Raw genomic sequence first — 14,035 nt, 5'->3', positions numbered from 1 at the left:
CGCGCGGCCCGCGATGAACCGGGTGCTGGCGAACCTGAGCCTGCGCACGAAGATCGCTTCGGCGGTCTTCCTGATGGCGATCGTGGCGGTCCTGGTGGCCGGGGCCGCGCTGCAGCGCATGTCGGCGATGAACGAGGCGGCCGACCGGCTGTACACCAACGGCCTGCTGCCGGTGCGCGACATCGACAAGGTCGAGATCGACATGGAGCGCACCCGCCGGGACGTGCTCAACCACGCGCTGAGCGAGGACGACGCCACCCGCGCCAAGTACGAGCAGGCGCTCGCCGCCGACGACCAGGCGTTCGCCGCCGACCTGGCCGTGTACGCGGCGACGCGGCCGCGGCGTCCGGCCGGGCCGGCACCGCCGCCGAGGCCGCCGACCAGGTCAACGACAGCGTGCAGGCGGTCGCGACCGGCGCCGAGCAGATGAGCGCCTCGATCGGCGAGATCGCCGGCAACGCCGCCCGGGCCGCCCAGGTCGCGCAGCGCTCGATGGACGTCGCCCACGGCGCCAACGCCCAGCTGGAGCAGCTCGGCGCGGCCGGCGACCGGATCGGCGAGGTGGTCAGCCTGATCACCTCGATCGCCGCCCAGACCAACCTGCTCGCCCTGAACGCGACCATCGAGGCGGCCCGGGCCGGGGACGCCGGCAAGGGCTTCGCCGTCGTCGCCGCCGAGGTCAAGGACCTGGCGCAGGAGACGGCGAAGGCGACCGAGGAGATCACCGCGCGGATCGGCGCCATCCAGGGCGGCACCGCGAGCGCGGCCCGGGCCCTGGAAGAGATCCTCGAGGTCACCGGGCAGATCACCGAGTACACCGCGACGATCGCGTCCGCGGTGGAGGAGCAGTCGGCGACCACCAGCGACATGAGCCGCTCGATCAGCGCGGCCGCCGAGTCCAGCGCCCGGGTCTCGGAGACCTTCGGCGCGGTCGCGTCGGTCGCCGAGGCCACCGCGGAGAGCGCCGGGGCCAGCCGCCAGGCCGCCGACGACCTCTCCGGCCTCGCCACCAAGCTCAACACGATCGTCAAGATTTTCCGGTACTGACGGTGGGAGCCGCATGAATCCGCCCGGTCCGTACGGCCTGAGCGCCCCGTCGCTCGCCGACGCCCGCACCGCGCTCGACACCGTCTTCGGCGAGCGGGCCGACGCGATCTGGAGCCGGGTGACCGGGCGGGCCGGCGGCGAACCGACCCTGCCGGCCGTCATCGCGGCCATGCGCGAGGAGCCCGACCCGGTCGTCGGGCTGTGCGCGCAGTCCCTCGACATCCGGCTCAGCACGTACGAGTACCTCTCCGCGGCCGACCACACCATCCGGAGCGTCCAGTGACCGAGCACCTCACCGACGTGGACCGGCTGCGGGCGATCACGCGGTACGACCTGACCGACCCGCACCTGCGCCAGGCCCTCGGCCGGATCACCGCCGAGACCGCCGGACGGCTGCCGGGCTCGCTGACCGCGGTGAACATCCTGCTCGACCGGGCCGTGCTCACCATGGCCACGCACGGGGCCGAGGGCACCATGACCGCCGCGATCGGCGGCGCGCCGGCCGAGTGGTCGTTCTGCAGCCGCGTGGTCACCGAGGGGCGGCCGCAGATCGTCCCCGACATCGCCCTCGACACGCGCGGCGACGTGGACGGGGGCCCGCTGACCGCGGCCGGCATCCACTCGTACGCGGGGGTGCCGATCGCCACCGCGGACGGCCACACGATCGGCACGCACTGCGCGTTGCATGCGCGGCCCGGGCAGTACGACGCGGACACGATCGCGGTGCTGGAGGACGCGGCGGACCGGATCCGGCACGAGCTGGACGCCGCGCTCAGTTGAGCAGGCTCACGACGTCGACCACCCCGTCGACCCGTTCCACGCGCCGCACGAACTGCGGGATCGCGGCCCCGCGCCGGACCTCGCCGAGCAACGTCACCACCCCGTCGGCGACCTCGACCCGCACCCCGGCCCGCTCGCACAGCCCGGCCACCTCGCGCCGGATGTCCTCGTCGGCGCGCAGGAACACCTTGAGCAGGTCCCGCCGCGTCACCATGCCGATGAGGTGGCCGCCGGCGTCGACGACGGGCAGCCGCTTGAGCCCGGCCGCCTCCATGATGCGGGCCGCGGTCGGCAGGGCGGCGGTCCCGGCAACCGTGACGGCGGGCGCGTTCATCAGCTCGCCGGCGGCGGTCGCGTGAGCTTTGACGGTACCGGCGAGCTCTATCTTCGGGAGCAGGTCCGCGGAGGACACGACGCCGACCACGCGATCGGCCGCGTCGACCACCGGCACCGCGTTGACCCCGTGCGCCTCCAGCAGGTCGACGATCGCCTTGAAGGGCGTGTCCTCCGTCACGGACACGGCGCCGAACGTCATCACGTCCGCGACATTCCACCGGCTCATCACGGGCCTCCTTCCCATCTGCCCCGACGGTAGGCGCGCCCGGGATGCGGGCGGCAGGGCCGAAGGTCCCGCCGCGATGCGGTACAGTGGCCGCGTGATGCTGGGTTATCGCGCGTTTACCGTGGCTCCGGGTGGAGCCGGCGGTCGCTTGCGCTGACCTAGTTCACCCGGAGCCAGCAGGGGCAGAGACGTCGTCGTCTCTGCCCTTCGTCGTGAAGACGGCGGGCTGGTGACACCGGGCCCGCCTCCCTGGAAGGAACCAGACGGGCCATGGAAACCAGCAACCTCCGCGTCACCGGCTACCGGCCGCTGTTCTCGCCGCGTGAGCTCACCACCGACCTGCCGATGGACGACACGCGCGCCGCGGTCGTCCAGCGCGGCCGCGACGACGTGCACCGCATCGTCACCGGCGCCGACGACCGCCTGCTCGTCGTCGTCGGCCCCTGCTCCGTGCACGACCCGGTCGCCGCCGTCGACTACGCCCGCCGCCTGGCCGTCCTCGCCGACCGCCTCTCCCCCGACCTCGCGATCGTCATGCGGGTGTACTTCGAGAAGCCCCGCACCACCGTCGGCTGGAAGGGCCTCATCAACGACCCCGGGCTGGACGAGACCTTCGACGTCCCCCGCGGCCTGCGCCTCGCCCGCGAGCTGCTGCTCGACGTGCTCGCGCTCGGCCTGCCGGTCGGCTGCGAGTTCCTGGAGCCGACCAGCCCGCAGTACATCGCCGACGCCGTCTCGTGGGGCGCGATCGGTGCCCGCACCCCGGAGAGCCAGGTCCACCGCCAGCTCGCCTCGGGCCTGTCGATGCCGGTCGGCTTCAAGAACGGCACCGACGGCGACGTCCAGGTGGCCATCGACGGCTGCCGCACCGCCGCCTCCCGGCACGTCTTCTTCGGCGTCGACGAGGACGGCCGCGCCGCCGTGGTCTCCACGACCGGCAACCCGGACTGCCACATCATCCTCCGCGGCGCCCGCACCGGCCCGAACTACGGCCCCGAGGACGTGGCGGACGCCCTGTCCCGCCTGGAGAAGGCGTCCATGCCGAGAAAGCTCATCGTCGACGCGAGCCACGGCAACAGCGGCAAGGACCACGTCCGCCAGGCCGCCGTGGCCCGCGAGGTCGCCGACCAGATCGCCACCGGCCAGGACGGCATCGCCGGCATCATGCTGGAGAGCTTCCTGGTGGCCGGCCGCCAGGACCTGGGCGGCGAGCTGACCTACGGCCAGAGCGTCACCGACGCCTGCATGTCCTGGGACACCACGGCCGCCCTGCTGGACGACCTGGCCGCCGCGGTCAGAGCCCGCCGCGCCGCCTGAGGTTCTTGTCGGCCAGCGCCGGCGGCGTGGTGCCGTAGTTGTCGGCCGGATTCACGTCCGTCCCGGGCGCCACGATCGCGTCGATGCGGTCGAGCACGTCCCCGGGCAGTTCGACGCCCGCCCCGCTGAGGGCCCCGTCGAGCTGCCCGGCCGTGCGCGGCCCGAGCAGCACCGAGGTGACCGCCGGATGCGCGGCCGCGAACCCGATCGCCAGCTGCGGCAGGGTGAGCCCCGCCTCCTGCGCGATCAGCCGCAATTGCGGCAGTGCGGCCGCTTTCACCCGCCCGGTCACCGACTCCGGATCGAAGTGCGCCGGCTGTCCCGCCGCCCGGTGCCCACCGGCGATGTCCGCCCGCCCGGAAAGCCATCCCGAGTTGAGCGGCCCAAAAACAAGGGCCCCCATTTGGTACCGCTGGATGGCCGGAAAAACGGCCGCCTCCGGCCGCCGCGTGAAGATCGAGTACATCAGCTGCTCCGACGCGAACGCGTGCGTGCCGGCCCGCTCCGCCGCCCACTGCCCCTCCACGATCGCGTCGGCGGCGAACATCGACGACCCGAACGCCCGAATCTTCCCCGCCCGCACGAGATCGGTGAGCGCGCCGAGGGTCTCACTCAGGTCGGTGGCGGGATCGGGGCGGTGCATCTGGTACAGGTCGATGTGGTCGGTCCCGAGCCGCCGCAAACTGTCCTCGACGGCCCGCACGATCCACCGCCGCGAGCCGCCCCGATGGTTCGGGTCCTCCCCCATCGGCAGCCCGAACTTGGTCGCCAGCACCACATCGTCCCGCCGCCCCTTGATGGCGGCCCCCACGATCCGCTCCGACTCCCCGAGCGAGTACACGTCGGCGGTGTCGACGAGATTGACGCCGGCGTCGAGCGCGGCGTGCACAATACGGGCGGACGTCTCCTGATCGTTGCCGCCGAACGGTCCGAGCATCATGGCGCCGAGCCCGAGCTCACTGACGGAGATACCGGTCCGGCCAAGCATCCTGTGTCGCATGCCCTCAATGTCAGCGCGCCCGGCCTCGGTGCGGCGAGCCCGATCCTGCCGCGCTTGTGCCGGATCCTGGCACGCTTGACGCGTGGACCTCCTCGCAGAGTTGCGCAGCCTGATCCTGCGCCGGGCCGGCCGCGGTCCGGTGCTGGACGGCGTCACGGTCGCCCGGGTCGACCAGCCCAGCCCGCCGTCCGCGGTGATGGCCGAGCCGTCGGTGGCGATCGTCGCCTCAGGCCGCAAGCGCGCAACCCTCAACGGCGTGCCGTACGACTACGGGGCGGGGCAGTACCTCGTCGTGTCCCTGGACCTGCCGATCGTCGGCCAGGCCCTGGAAGCTTCGCGGGACGAGCCCTATGCGGTCGTGTCGCTGCGCTTGCGGCCGTCGGACATCGCGCCGCTGCTGCCGTCGGCCCCGACGCCGGCCCGTGCTCCGGGCCTGGCGATCAGCGATGCGCCGGTGGAGCTGCTGGACCCGGTGGTGCGGCTGCTGCGGGCCGCCGAGCACCCGGCCGACCTGCACGTCCTGGGCGAGTCCTACCGCCGCGAGATCCTGTGGCGTCTCGTCACCGGCGAGCAGGGGGCGACCGTACGCCAGATCGGCGGCTCCATCACCCCGGTGGCCCGAGCCGTTTCCTGGCTGCGGGAGCACTACGCCTCACCCGTTTCGGTGGACCGCTTGGCGGCGCTGGCCGGGTTGTCGCCGTCGGCCTTCCACCGGCACTTCCGGGCGGCTACTTCGATGACGCCGGTGCAGTACCAGAAACAGATCCGCCTGCAGGCCGCCCGCTCCCTGCTGCAGAGCGACCCGGCCACGGTGGCGGCGATCGCGGGCCGGGTGGGTTACCGCAGCGCGTCGCAGTTCACCCGCGACTACCGCCGCGCCTTCGGCACCTCCCCCCGCGCCTGACTGTTTTGAAGCGATCGCTTCGACGACGCCCCACGGACACCGCCTTCAACTACCTCGACGCACCGGGCGGCTCGTGCAACGCTGACCGTATGTCGCTGCCCACCCCCACGCTGCGCACCGCGCGCCTCCGGCTGCGGCCCTTCGCCGACGCGGACGCGGACAAGCTTTTCGCGCTGCACAGCGACGCCCACGTGCTGCGCTACTGGGACGCGCCGCCGTGGAGCGAGCCCGCGCGCGCCGGGCGGTTCCTCGCCGACTGCCGGCAGATGGCCGAGGACGGCACCGGGGCGCGCCTGGCCGTGGATCGCGACGGCGACGGGACGTTCCTCGGCTGGTGCAGCCTGACCCGATGGAACCCGGACTACCGCAGCGCCGCGCTGGGCTACTGCTTCGCCGCCACGGCGTGGGGCCACGGCTTCGCGACCGAGGCCGCCCGCGCGGTGCTGTCGTGGGCGTTCGGCACCCTCGACCTCAACCGCGTGCAGGCCGAGACCGACACCCGCAACGCCGCGTCGGCCCGGGTGCTGGAGAAGCTCGGGTTCGTGCGGGAGGGGACGCTGCGCGAGGACTGCGTCGTGAACGGCGAGGTCTCGGACTCCTGGGTCTACGGGTTGCTCAGACGGGACCGGCCGGGCGCGACCCGCAGGAAGTCCGCGCTGTACTCGGCGAGGTAAATCCGCCACTGCTCCGCCGTACGGGGCCGCCCGGTGAACGTCACGCCCCACCCTAAGCGAAGACCTAGCCGGTCTGGGCCGCGAAGCCGGTGCGCCAGGTCGGGAAGACCGGGCGCCAGCCACGGGAGCGGGCCAGGGCGTTGCTCGCGCCGCGGGCCCAGTCCTGCTTCACGTTCATCGGCGCCGGTGCCGGTGCGCCGAGGGCGGCGGCCAGGACCGGGATCCACTCGCGGCCCGCGGCGGGTTCGTCGTCGACGATGTTGATCGGGCCGGGTGGCCAGTCCAGGGCGGCGACGACGGCTCGGGCCGCGTCGGCCACGTGGACGAAGGAGCTGATCGAGTCGTCGGGGGTCAGGTTGGCGATGAACGGGGCGCCCGGCTCACCCGACAGGGCGGAGGCGACCGCGCCGCCCGGCTCGTACCAGGTGTGCGGGCCGTAGAGGACGCCCAGGCGCAGCACGACCGTGTCGCCGAAGGCGAGGGCCGTTTCCTCCAGGGTCGCGATCGCCGTCACGCTGTCGCGCCAGGGTGGGTCGGCGTGGACGTAGAGGGGGACCTGTTCGTCGGCGGGGGTGGCGCCCGGCTCGTAGGCGAAGGCGATGGACTGGGCGATGAACCGGCCCGCGCCCGCCGCGGTGGCGGCTTCGACGAGGTTGCGGGTGCCGTCGCGGTACAGGCGGTTGTTCGCCGCGCCGTCACCACCGATGAGGTCGGTGAGCTGCTGGACGACCACGTCCGGGTTGGCGCTCTCCACGGCTCGGCGCAGGCCGTCGCGGTCGAGCGCGTCGGCCTGCACGGACTCGGCGCCCTGGGCGCGGATCCACTGGCCGCCCGCCTCGGAGCGGGACAGGCCGATGACGTCGTGGCCGGCGTCGAGCAGCAGCGGTACGAGCGGCCGGCCCACCGCGCCGGTGGCCCCCGCGACCAGGACTCGCATGCGTTCACCGTACGCCGGAGGAGGGCCGTCCCGGCATGACGTGCGGGGTGAGGGGGCTAGCCGAGCGCCCAGCGCTGGTTCGCCTGCCCGTTGCACGACCACAGGACCAGCTTCGTGGCGTTGGCGGTGCCGGCGTTGTAGGCGTCCACGCACAGGCCGGACTGCACGCCGCGGATGGTGCCGTCCGCGCTCAGGGTCCACTGCTGGTTGGTCTGACCGTTGCAGTCCCAGATGTCGACGGTCGTGCCGTTCGCGGTGCCGTTGTTGTAGGCGTCGAGGCATTTTCCGCCGTACACCTTCAGCTGCTTCGACCCGGTGAGCGTCCAGGACTGGTTGATCTGGTTGTTGCAGTCCCACAGCTGGACCTTCGCGCCGTTGGTGGCGGCGGCGCCGTCGACGTCCATGCAGCGGCCCGACTGGGTGCCGGTGACGGCCACCCCGCCCGCGAGCGTGCGCACCTCGACGGCGTCGAGATCCGGTGCCCACGCGCCGGGATTGGCGAACGTCAGCGCGTTTGTTCCAGGCTGCAATGGTACCGCCACACTCACACTCCCCACCGACGTCCACGATCCGGTGGGCGGGAACGCGACCACAGTGGACGGTCTGCCGTTCACCTGCAGCGTGGCGGTGCGCGCGGTCGTCTCGCCGTTGACATAGGCGATGGTGGCGACCGCCCAGCCGCCGTTGGTTGAGGCGACGCCGTTGAAGCGCAGCGTGCCGCCGTTGCCGACGTTGCCCACCTTCGAGCCGCCCGAGCAGCCGGGGCACGTGGCGGTGGCGGCCGAGCCGGTGCGGGTGTTGGCGGTCGACTCGGCCTCGTAGGTCGTCGCGGCGGCGTCGGTGCCGGCGACGGTCAGGAACACCGAGTCGTTGGCGGGAACCGAGATGCTGTAATACGTGTCGACGGCCGTAATTTGGGCCGTCCACGCGTTGCGCACCGTGGCGGTCGCGGTGGTGAGGCCGAGATCGGCCCAGCGGACCGTCATCGTGGCGGCCGAGCCGGTGCGGTTGAGCAGCACGACGGCGCGCTTGCCGGATCCGGCGAGGATCTTGCCGTACACCTGGCGCCCGGCACTGTCCTCGGCCACCTTGATGCCCGGCAGTCCGCGGGGGTCCTGGTCGGCCGCGATGACGTCGGCGTTCTTCAGCGTCGATGTGTCCACAGTGGTCAGATTCGCGCCGAGCAGCAGTGGCGCGCCGGAAATGGCCCACAGGTTCATGTGGGTGCGGTTCTGGGCGGCGCTCAGGCCGGGCATGCCCGCGATCATCATGTCGGGGTCGTTGACGTAGCCGGTGTGCTGGGCCGCCGGGTGCAGGCCGCGATCGAAGTTGGTCAGCACCATGGACTGGTTCGCGGTCTGTCCCCAGTAGATGATGTCGGTGCTGGTGCGCCACATCGGGGCCAGGCCGGGCGCCCAGTCCCACGGCGCGTTCACGCCCCAGTTGCAGATCGACAGCAGCAGCTTGCGGCCGGTGCTCGCGCTCGCGCTCGCGACGGCGGTGCTGATCGCGCGGTACGTGGCCTGCGGGTCGAGGCCCTCGGCGCTGCCGCCGCACCAGTCGACCTTCACGAAGTCGAAGCCCCAGCGCGCGAACTGCAGCATGTCCTGCGCGTAGTGGCCCTCGCTGCCGGAGCCGGGCGCGGCCGGGCGGCCGGTCGGGTAGTAGTAGCCGCAGCCGTCGCGGCCGGCGTCGGTGTAGATGCCGGCCTTGAGCCCCTTGCCGTGGATGTAGTCGGCGACGGCCGCCATGCCGCCGGGCCACTCGTTCAGGTCGACGGTGATGTTCCCGGCCGCGTCGCGGGTGCCCTGCCACCAACCCTCGTCGATGTTGATGTACGTGTATCCGGCCGCCGCCAGCCCGGTGCTCACCATCGCGTCGGCCTGGCGCTTGATGACGGTCGCGTTGATGTTCGCCGCGAAGCTGTTCCAGGACGCCCATCCCATGGCGGGCGTGGGAACGCTCACTTGCGTGGCCGCGACGAGCCGGGGCTCGAGCGTGGGCAGTCCGAGCAGCAGGAGCAGGGCGGCAAGCGTCAGCGCAGACAGGCGGGTCATGGCGGCTCCCTCGACTGTGTGAGCGCTAACATAGCCGCCCTGTCGACCGCCGTCAATGCGAGAGGATCAGCCCGGCCGGACGGCGGGCAAGGTGCGACAGACTACGCCGGCCCGGTTTCGAGGGGGTCCGGGTGGAGCGGAGCACCCCCGCTCAGCGGATCCCAGTGCGTGGCGTAGCGCAGGAGCGACGACGCCAGGTCCGGGTGGGCGGCGGCCCAGTCGGTGTCGAACAGGTACCACTGCTGAAACCCGAAGAAATCGTCGCAGTGCATGGCCAGCTGGGCCAGGTGCTCGCCCGCCTGCAGCACGCTCAGCTCCGGATTGCGCCCCGACTCGAACTCGGCGCCGGCGAGCACGGCCCAGGCGTCGGTGGTGTCCTCCGGCCACGGATCGGCGTTGATGTTGAAGCCGGGCCAGCGGTTGCAGCGCTCCAGGGCCGGGCGCACGGTCTCGTCGCCGGGGGCGGTCAGCGCCTGCAGCACCATCAGCTCCGGCGGCCACACGTCCGAATCGGGCTCGGCCGCGCGCAGGTGGGCCGGCAGCTCGGGCAGGGAGACGCCGGGGAACACGAACGGCGGGGTGGCCTCCAGGCTGGAGCCGTCGTAGTACGTCAGGAAGACCGCGAACGTGCTCGGCTCGCCCTCGCCCGCACCGGAGTCGGCGGGCAAGGGGCCCTCGTGCACGACGTAGGCGAGCCGCTCGGGGTGGGCGGCGAGCACCTCGTCGTCGAGGAAGAAGTACGCGAGCTCGACCTCGTCGTCGTCCGTGCGCACCCGCAGGCTGTGCTCGTCGAGCCGGATGTACTCGTCGGGGTCGCCCTCGACGTACAGGTGCTCATGCAGTTGGGCGCGCAGCTCGTCGAGCGTCCCGGGCTTCGGCAGGTCGTGCTCGGCGGCCGCGTCGAAGACGGTGTGCAGGCCGTAGGGGTCGACGCCCAGCTCGGCCTCGGCCCAGCCGTCCGGGTCGCCGGAGTCCCAGCCGCGGCGGAACCAGTCCAGCACGCCGCGGTCGGGCAGCCGCCGGATGTGCTTGCTCCACTGCCCCTCGTAGTGCGAGCGGTACACGAACAGCAAGGGTCAGTCCTCCGTGACGGCGGGCGTCATGACGACCGTCCACGTGCGCACGGTCACCGCGAGCAGCCCCGAGCGCACGGCTTCGTCGTCGGACTCGGCCAGGCGCAGCGCGTCGTCCAGGCTGGCGGCGGCCAGCACCGTCATGCCCTCGTCCACGGCGCCGTCGGTGTCGTCGAACGGCCCGGCCGCCACTAACGTCCCATCCTCGGCCCGCCGGTTGAGAAACGCCAGGTGCTCCTCGAAGCCCGGCTGGTCGGTGAGGCGGACACCGGGTTTGGCGGCCGGGCCCGGGCGGTGCTGCAGGACGAACCAGATGCGCGGGGTCATGCCACCAGGATCGCACCCGTCAGGCGGGCGGCGGCGGGGCGGTCGACGAGCGCACCACCAGTTCAGTGGCCAGCTCCACGTGCAGCGCGTCGAGCTCGTGCTGCTCCAGCAGCCGGACCAGCAGCGACACGGCCATCCGGCCCATCTCCTGCAGCGGCTGGCGCACCGTGGTCAGGCCGGTCGCCTGAGCCAGGTCCAGGTCATCGAAACCGGTGATTGACAGCTCATCCGGTACCCGCAAGCCTCGCTCGGCCGCCGCCCGCAGCGCACCGACGGCCGCCTTGTCGTTGAAGCACACCAGCGCCGTGGGCCGCTCGGGCCGGTCGAGCAGCTCACCGGCGGCGCGATGGCCGTGCTCGGTGGTCGGCTCGACGCTGCGCAGCAGCTCGGCCGCGGGCAGCACGCCGACGTCGGCCAGGGCCGCGTTGTGCCCGGCCAGGCGGGCGTCGCTGGCCAGCCACTCGGTCGGGCCGCCGATCACGCCGATGCGCCGGTGGCCGAGCTCGACCAGGTGCCCGGTGAGGCGGCGGGCCCCGGCGAAGTGCGCGGCCGAGACCGAGACGATGTCGCGCGGCAGCGTGGTGCGCGGGTCGACGACCACGAACGGCATCCGCCGCCGCTGCAGCTCGACCAGGTCGTCGCCGGGCTCGGGCGGCAGGATCACGATCGCGCCGGTGACCCCTTCACGCCCGTCGAGGTCGGCCAGCAGCTGGGTGCGCTGCGCGGCCTCGCCCGCGGTGAGCACGAGCTGGCGGCCGTGCAGGGTGAGCGTCTCGGCGATCGAGGAGACGATGAGGCCGAAGTAGTCGGTGAGCACGTACGGGCAGCGCACGAACACGATGCCGCCCTTGGGCTTGCCGCTCACCCCGATCCGCGCGCGCAACCGCTCGGCCGCGTCGTGGACGAGCGCGCGGGTCGCGGGCGTCACCGCGTGGTGGTCGTTGAGCGCGCGCGACACGGTGGCGATGGACATGCCGGTCTCGGCGGCGATGTCGCGCACGGTCACCCGGCGATGGCCGGCCATTCGTCACCCCTCCTCTGTTAGGACTCTTGACAGTCGCTCCAGGCGGCGGTTTGCTGATGTCCAGCGATGTTACAGGACGTTTCATTCCGTTACATCGCGAACGCATCCAGGCTCCGGGCGGCGACGGTGGGGTGGTCGCCCGGAGCCTGGATACTGGCGGACATGCTGTTCATGGTGATCGAACGGTTCCGTGGCGGGCAGGCCGAGCCGGTGTACGCCCGCGCCCGCGAGCAGGGCCGGATGCTGCCCGCGGGGCTGCGGTACGTCGACAGCTGGGTCGCCGCCGACTTCGCCCGCTGCTACCAGCTCATGGAGTGCGAGGACCTCACGACGCTCATGCGCTGGGTCACGAGCTGGAGCGACCTGGTCGAATTCGAGATCGTCCCGGTCGTGCCGTCCTCCCGGGCGTCGGGGCTGCTGTGAGCCGCCGCCAGCCCGGCCACTCCAGCGCCAGCTCGTCGCCGACCGCGAGCGCCGACCAGCCGGCCTGAGCCCGCCGCAGCGCCCCGGCCGCGGTGCGCAACTGCTCGACGGTCATCGGGATGTACGCGTCCCGCACCGCGAACCGCGCCAGATCCGCGTCGGGCAGCGCCGCGGCGCGCTCGCACAGCCCGCCCAGGTGCTCGGCGCGCTTGATGAGCTCACGGTGCTCGCGGATCAGGTCCTTGGACCGCTCGGCGGCGTGCGGCGGCCGGCGCCCGGAGACGTGGTGCATGCTGCGGAACACGACACCCCCGGCGATCGACCCCCAGATCCCGTCGCGCATGCCGAACGCGTCCTCGACCGTGTAGTGCACGAGGTCGTGCGGCATCTCAGGTCCGGATGGGCCCGAATCCATCTTGTACACCACGCCGTCATCGCGCTCGATGCGTACGTGCGCGCGCTCGTGGTCGGGGAACCGTACAAACGTCACCCGCATGCCTCCACGATGACCCCGGCCCGGCCGCGCCTCAAGCGATTAACCGCCCCGAAACGACACCGGCGGACCATGGGTTCCATGGTCGACGAACGCGCACAGCTCGAGGTGGCCCGGCTCGGCGAGTGCCGGGTCGACTCGCCGTTGTCGGTGCTGCTGCGCCGGCAGGGCACCACCCAGCACTACGTCGACGAGACCGACCGCGTCCTGCTCGACGACACCGTCGCCCTGGTCGCCGCGCGCGGCGTCCCGGTGGCCGAACTGCCCGGCTTCGAACCCGGCGGCCCGCGCTCCAAAATCTACTTCGACCCGTCCAAGACCCGGGTCGGCATCGTCACGTGCGGCGGGCTCTGCCCCGGCCTCAACGACGTGATCCGGGCGCTGGTGCTGGAGCTCACCAACCACTACGGCGTCCGGCGGATCGTCGGCTTCCGCAACGGGTACCAGGGGCTGACCGCCCGCTACGGCCGCCCCGTCGTGGATCTGGACCCGGAGGTGGTGGCGGGCATCAACGAGTACGGCGGAACGATCCTCGGCACTTCGCGCGGCAACCAGGACCCGGACGAGATCGTGGACTGCCTGGAACGCCTGAGCCTCAACGTGCTGTTCGTGATCGGCGGCGACGGCTCCATGCGCGGCGCCCTGCGCATCGCCGAGACCGTGGCCGCGCGCGGCATGCGGATCGCCGTCGTCGGGGTGCCGAAGACGATCGACAACGACATCCCGTACATCGAGCGCTCCTTCGGTTTCCAGACCGCCTTCGGCAAGGCCACCGAGGCGATCCGAGCCGCCCACGTCGAGGCGACCGCGTTCCCCAACGGCATCGGCCTGGTCCAGCTCATGGGCCGGCACTCGGGCTTCATCGCGTGCTACGCGGCGCTGGCGAACAACGACGCCGACTACGTCCTCATCCCGGAGGTCCCGTTCGCCCTCGACGGCCCGGGCGGCTTCCTGGAGCACCTGCGCCGCCGCGTGCTCGACCGCGGCCACGCGATGGTCGTCGTGGCCGAGGGCGCGGGCCAGGAATACCTTTCGGCGACCGGCCGCGACGCGTCGGGCAACGTGCGCCTGGAGGACTTCGGCCGCTATTTGCGCGGCCGGATCGCCGCGCACTTCGACACCGCCGGCGTGGAGGCCAACCTGAAGTACATCGACCCGAGCTACACCATCCGCAGCGTCCCCGCCGACCCCTACGACAGCGTGTACTGCATCCGCCTCGCCCACGCCGCCGCCCACGCCGCCATGGCCGGCCGCACCGAAATGGTCGTCGGCCGCTGGCGGGGGCGCTTCGTGCATGTGCCGATCGCCCTGGCCATCAGCTCCCGCAACCTGGTCGACCCGGACGGCGACCTGTGGCTGTCGGTCCTCGAGGCAACCGGCCAGCCGCCGGTGTTCGCCTAGCCCACCTGGCACACCG

At 72.4% G+C, this 14,035-nt stretch carries 17 protein-coding genes; 9 read left to right on the top strand and 8 right to left on the bottom strand.

Translation table 11 applies throughout. The annotated features are described in order from the left end of the window. The first annotated feature begins 13 nt into the window (after positions 1-13). The 4 genes from ACQP00_RS15045 to ACQP00_RS15030 are packed head-to-tail and all read left to right on the top strand — an operon-like array spanning position 14 to position 1,827. On the top strand, positions 14-430 hold the full coding sequence (locus ACQP00_RS15045; RefSeq protein WP_433219374.1) for an MCP four helix bundle domain-containing protein: 417 nt from the start codon (positions 14-16) through the stop codon (positions 428-430). After that, positions 397-1,047 (top strand): methyl-accepting chemotaxis protein, encoded by a 651-nt coding sequence (locus ACQP00_RS15040; protein WP_433219372.1) that lies wholly within the window; start codon positions 397-399, stop codon positions 1,045-1,047. Before ACQP00_RS15045 ends, ACQP00_RS15040 begins: the two co-directional genes overlap by 34 nt. A gap of 13 nt (positions 1,048-1,060) precedes the next feature. Continuing rightward, positions 1,061-1,330: a hypothetical protein gene (locus tag ACQP00_RS15035; RefSeq protein WP_433219370.1), complete on the top strand. Its 270-nt coding sequence runs from the start codon at positions 1,061-1,063 to the stop codon at positions 1,328-1,330. Beyond that, positions 1,327-1,827: a GAF domain-containing protein gene (locus tag ACQP00_RS15030; RefSeq protein WP_433219368.1), complete on the top strand. Its 501-nt coding sequence runs from the start codon at positions 1,327-1,329 to the stop codon at positions 1,825-1,827. Before ACQP00_RS15035 ends, ACQP00_RS15030 begins: the two co-directional genes overlap by 4 nt. Here the strand turns inward: ACQP00_RS15030 and ACQP00_RS15025 are convergent. Beyond that, positions 1,820-2,389: a CBS domain-containing protein gene (locus ACQP00_RS15025; RefSeq protein WP_433219366.1), complete on the bottom strand. Its 570-nt coding sequence runs from the start codon at positions 2,387-2,389 to the stop codon at positions 1,820-1,822. The two genes, ACQP00_RS15030 and ACQP00_RS15025, sit on opposite strands and share 8 nt — an antisense overlap. A 270-nt stretch (positions 2,390-2,659) precedes the next feature. Between ACQP00_RS15025 and ACQP00_RS15020 the strand changes: the two genes are divergently transcribed. Next, positions 2,660-3,706, top strand: coding sequence for a 3-deoxy-7-phosphoheptulonate synthase (locus tag ACQP00_RS15020; protein ID WP_433219364.1), 1,047 nt, complete (start codon positions 2,660-2,662; stop codon positions 3,704-3,706). Here the strand turns inward: ACQP00_RS15020 and ACQP00_RS15015 are convergent. Then, positions 3,684-4,706, bottom strand: a complete 1,023-nt coding sequence (locus ACQP00_RS15015) for an aldo/keto reductase (RefSeq protein WP_433219362.1) — start codon at positions 4,704-4,706, stop codon at positions 3,684-3,686. The genes ACQP00_RS15020 and ACQP00_RS15015 overlap by 23 nt on opposite strands. 82 nt (positions 4,707-4,788) lie before the next feature. Between ACQP00_RS15015 and ACQP00_RS15010 the strand changes: the two genes are divergently transcribed. Beyond that, on the top strand, positions 4,789-5,610 hold the full coding sequence (locus tag ACQP00_RS15010) for an AraC family transcriptional regulator N-terminal domain-containing protein (protein ID WP_433219360.1): 822 nt from the start codon (positions 4,789-4,791) through the stop codon (positions 5,608-5,610). A gap of 89 nt (positions 5,611-5,699) precedes the next feature. Then, on the top strand, positions 5,700-6,284 hold the full coding sequence (locus ACQP00_RS15005) for a GNAT family N-acetyltransferase (RefSeq protein ID WP_433219358.1): 585 nt from the start codon (positions 5,700-5,702) through the stop codon (positions 6,282-6,284). A gap of 64 nt (positions 6,285-6,348) precedes the next feature. Here the strand turns inward: ACQP00_RS15005 and ACQP00_RS15000 are convergent, their stop codons facing one another. The 5 genes from ACQP00_RS15000 to ACQP00_RS14980 all read right to left on the bottom strand — a co-directional run bounded on the left by ACQP00_RS15000 (position 6,349) and on the right by ACQP00_RS14980 (position 11,702). Next, positions 6,349-7,221, bottom strand: coding sequence for an NAD-dependent epimerase/dehydratase family protein (locus tag ACQP00_RS15000; protein WP_433219356.1), 873 nt, complete (start codon positions 7,219-7,221; stop codon positions 6,349-6,351). Positions 7,222-7,277: 56 nt separating this feature from the next. Further along, positions 7,278-9,278 carry a ricin-type beta-trefoil lectin domain protein gene (locus ACQP00_RS14995; protein WP_433219354.1) on the bottom strand — a complete coding sequence of 667 codons (2,001 nt, stop codon included), beginning with the start codon at positions 9,276-9,278 and terminating at the stop codon, positions 7,278-7,280. Positions 9,279-9,379: 101 nt separating this feature from the next. Then, positions 9,380-10,342: a hypothetical protein gene (locus ACQP00_RS14990; protein WP_433223860.1), complete on the bottom strand. Its 963-nt coding sequence runs from the start codon at positions 10,340-10,342 to the stop codon at positions 9,380-9,382. A 12-nt stretch (positions 10,343-10,354) separates the two neighbouring features. Next, positions 10,355-10,678, bottom strand: a complete 324-nt coding sequence (locus ACQP00_RS14985) for a YciI family protein (protein ID WP_433219352.1) — start codon at positions 10,676-10,678, stop codon at positions 10,355-10,357. 19 nt (positions 10,679-10,697) lie between these two features. After that, on the bottom strand, positions 10,698-11,702 hold the full coding sequence (locus ACQP00_RS14980) for a LacI family DNA-binding transcriptional regulator (RefSeq protein WP_433219351.1): 1,005 nt from the start codon (positions 11,700-11,702) through the stop codon (positions 10,698-10,700). Between the two features lie 162 nt (positions 11,703-11,864). Here ACQP00_RS14980 and ACQP00_RS14975 point away from each other — a divergent pair, with 162 nt between their 5' ends. Next, positions 11,865-12,125, top strand: coding sequence for a DUF3303 domain-containing protein (locus tag ACQP00_RS14975; protein ID WP_433219349.1), 261 nt, complete (start codon positions 11,865-11,867; stop codon positions 12,123-12,125). Here the strand turns inward: ACQP00_RS14975 and ACQP00_RS14970 are convergent. Beyond that, positions 12,049-12,621, bottom strand: a complete 573-nt coding sequence (locus ACQP00_RS14970) for a hypothetical protein (protein WP_433219347.1) — start codon at positions 12,619-12,621, stop codon at positions 12,049-12,051. The genes ACQP00_RS14975 and ACQP00_RS14970 overlap by 77 nt on opposite strands. A gap of 78 nt (positions 12,622-12,699) precedes the next feature. On the opposite strand from ACQP00_RS14970, the gene ACQP00_RS14965 reads away from it, so the two are divergent. Next, entirely contained in the window at positions 12,700-14,019 is a 1,320-nt protein-coding gene (locus tag ACQP00_RS14965) for an ATP-dependent 6-phosphofructokinase (protein WP_433219345.1), read from the top strand. The last annotated feature ends 16 nt before the right edge of the window (positions 14,020-14,035 follow it).

Origin of the sequence: Dactylosporangium sp. CS-047395 (assembly GCF_050942185.1) — a bacterium.
In the GTDB taxonomy this organism is placed as follows: Bacteria; Actinomycetota; Actinomycetes; order Mycobacteriales; family Micromonosporaceae; genus Dactylosporangium.
The sequence above is the reverse complement of the archived record's forward strand: the minus strand, read 5'-3'. Positions and strand labels throughout refer to the sequence as shown.

Coding starts and splice junctions, on each gene's coding strand:
- ACQP00_RS15045 (WP_433219374.1), top strand. CDS start 14: ATGAACCGGGTGCTGGCGAACCTGAGCCTGCGCACGAAGATCGCTTCG.
- ACQP00_RS15035 (WP_433219370.1), top strand. CDS start 1,061: ATGAATCCGCCCGGTCCGTACGGCCTGAGCGCCCCGTCGCTCGCCGAC.
- ACQP00_RS15025 (WP_433219366.1), bottom strand. CDS start 2,389: ATGAGCCGGTGGAATGTCGCGGACGTGATGACGTTCGGCGCCGTGTCC.
- ACQP00_RS15020 (WP_433219364.1), top strand. CDS start 2,660: ATGGAAACCAGCAACCTCCGCGTCACCGGCTACCGGCCGCTGTTCTCG.
- ACQP00_RS15015 (WP_433219362.1), bottom strand. CDS start 4,706: ATGCGACACAGGATGCTTGGCCGGACCGGTATCTCCGTCAGTGAGCTC.
- ACQP00_RS15005 (WP_433219358.1), top strand. CDS start 5,700: ATGTCGCTGCCCACCCCCACGCTGCGCACCGCGCGCCTCCGGCTGCGG.
- ACQP00_RS15000 (WP_433219356.1), bottom strand. CDS start 7,221: ATGCGAGTCCTGGTCGCGGGGGCCACCGGCGCGGTGGGCCGGCCGCTC.
- ACQP00_RS14995 (WP_433219354.1), bottom strand. CDS start 9,278: ATGACCCGCCTGTCTGCGCTGACGCTTGCCGCCCTGCTCCTGCTGCTC.
- ACQP00_RS14985 (WP_433219352.1), bottom strand. CDS start 10,678: ATGACCCCGCGCATCTGGTTCGTCCTGCAGCACCGCCCGGGCCCGGCC.
- ACQP00_RS14980 (WP_433219351.1), bottom strand. CDS start 11,702: ATGGCCGGCCATCGCCGGGTGACCGTGCGCGACATCGCCGCCGAGACC.
- ACQP00_RS14975 (WP_433219349.1), top strand. CDS start 11,865: ATGCTGTTCATGGTGATCGAACGGTTCCGTGGCGGGCAGGCCGAGCCG.
- ACQP00_RS14970 (WP_433219347.1), bottom strand. CDS start 12,621: ATGCGGGTGACGTTTGTACGGTTCCCCGACCACGAGCGCGCGCACGTA.
- ACQP00_RS14965 (WP_433219345.1), top strand. CDS start 12,700: ATGGTCGACGAACGCGCACAGCTCGAGGTGGCCCGGCTCGGCGAGTGC.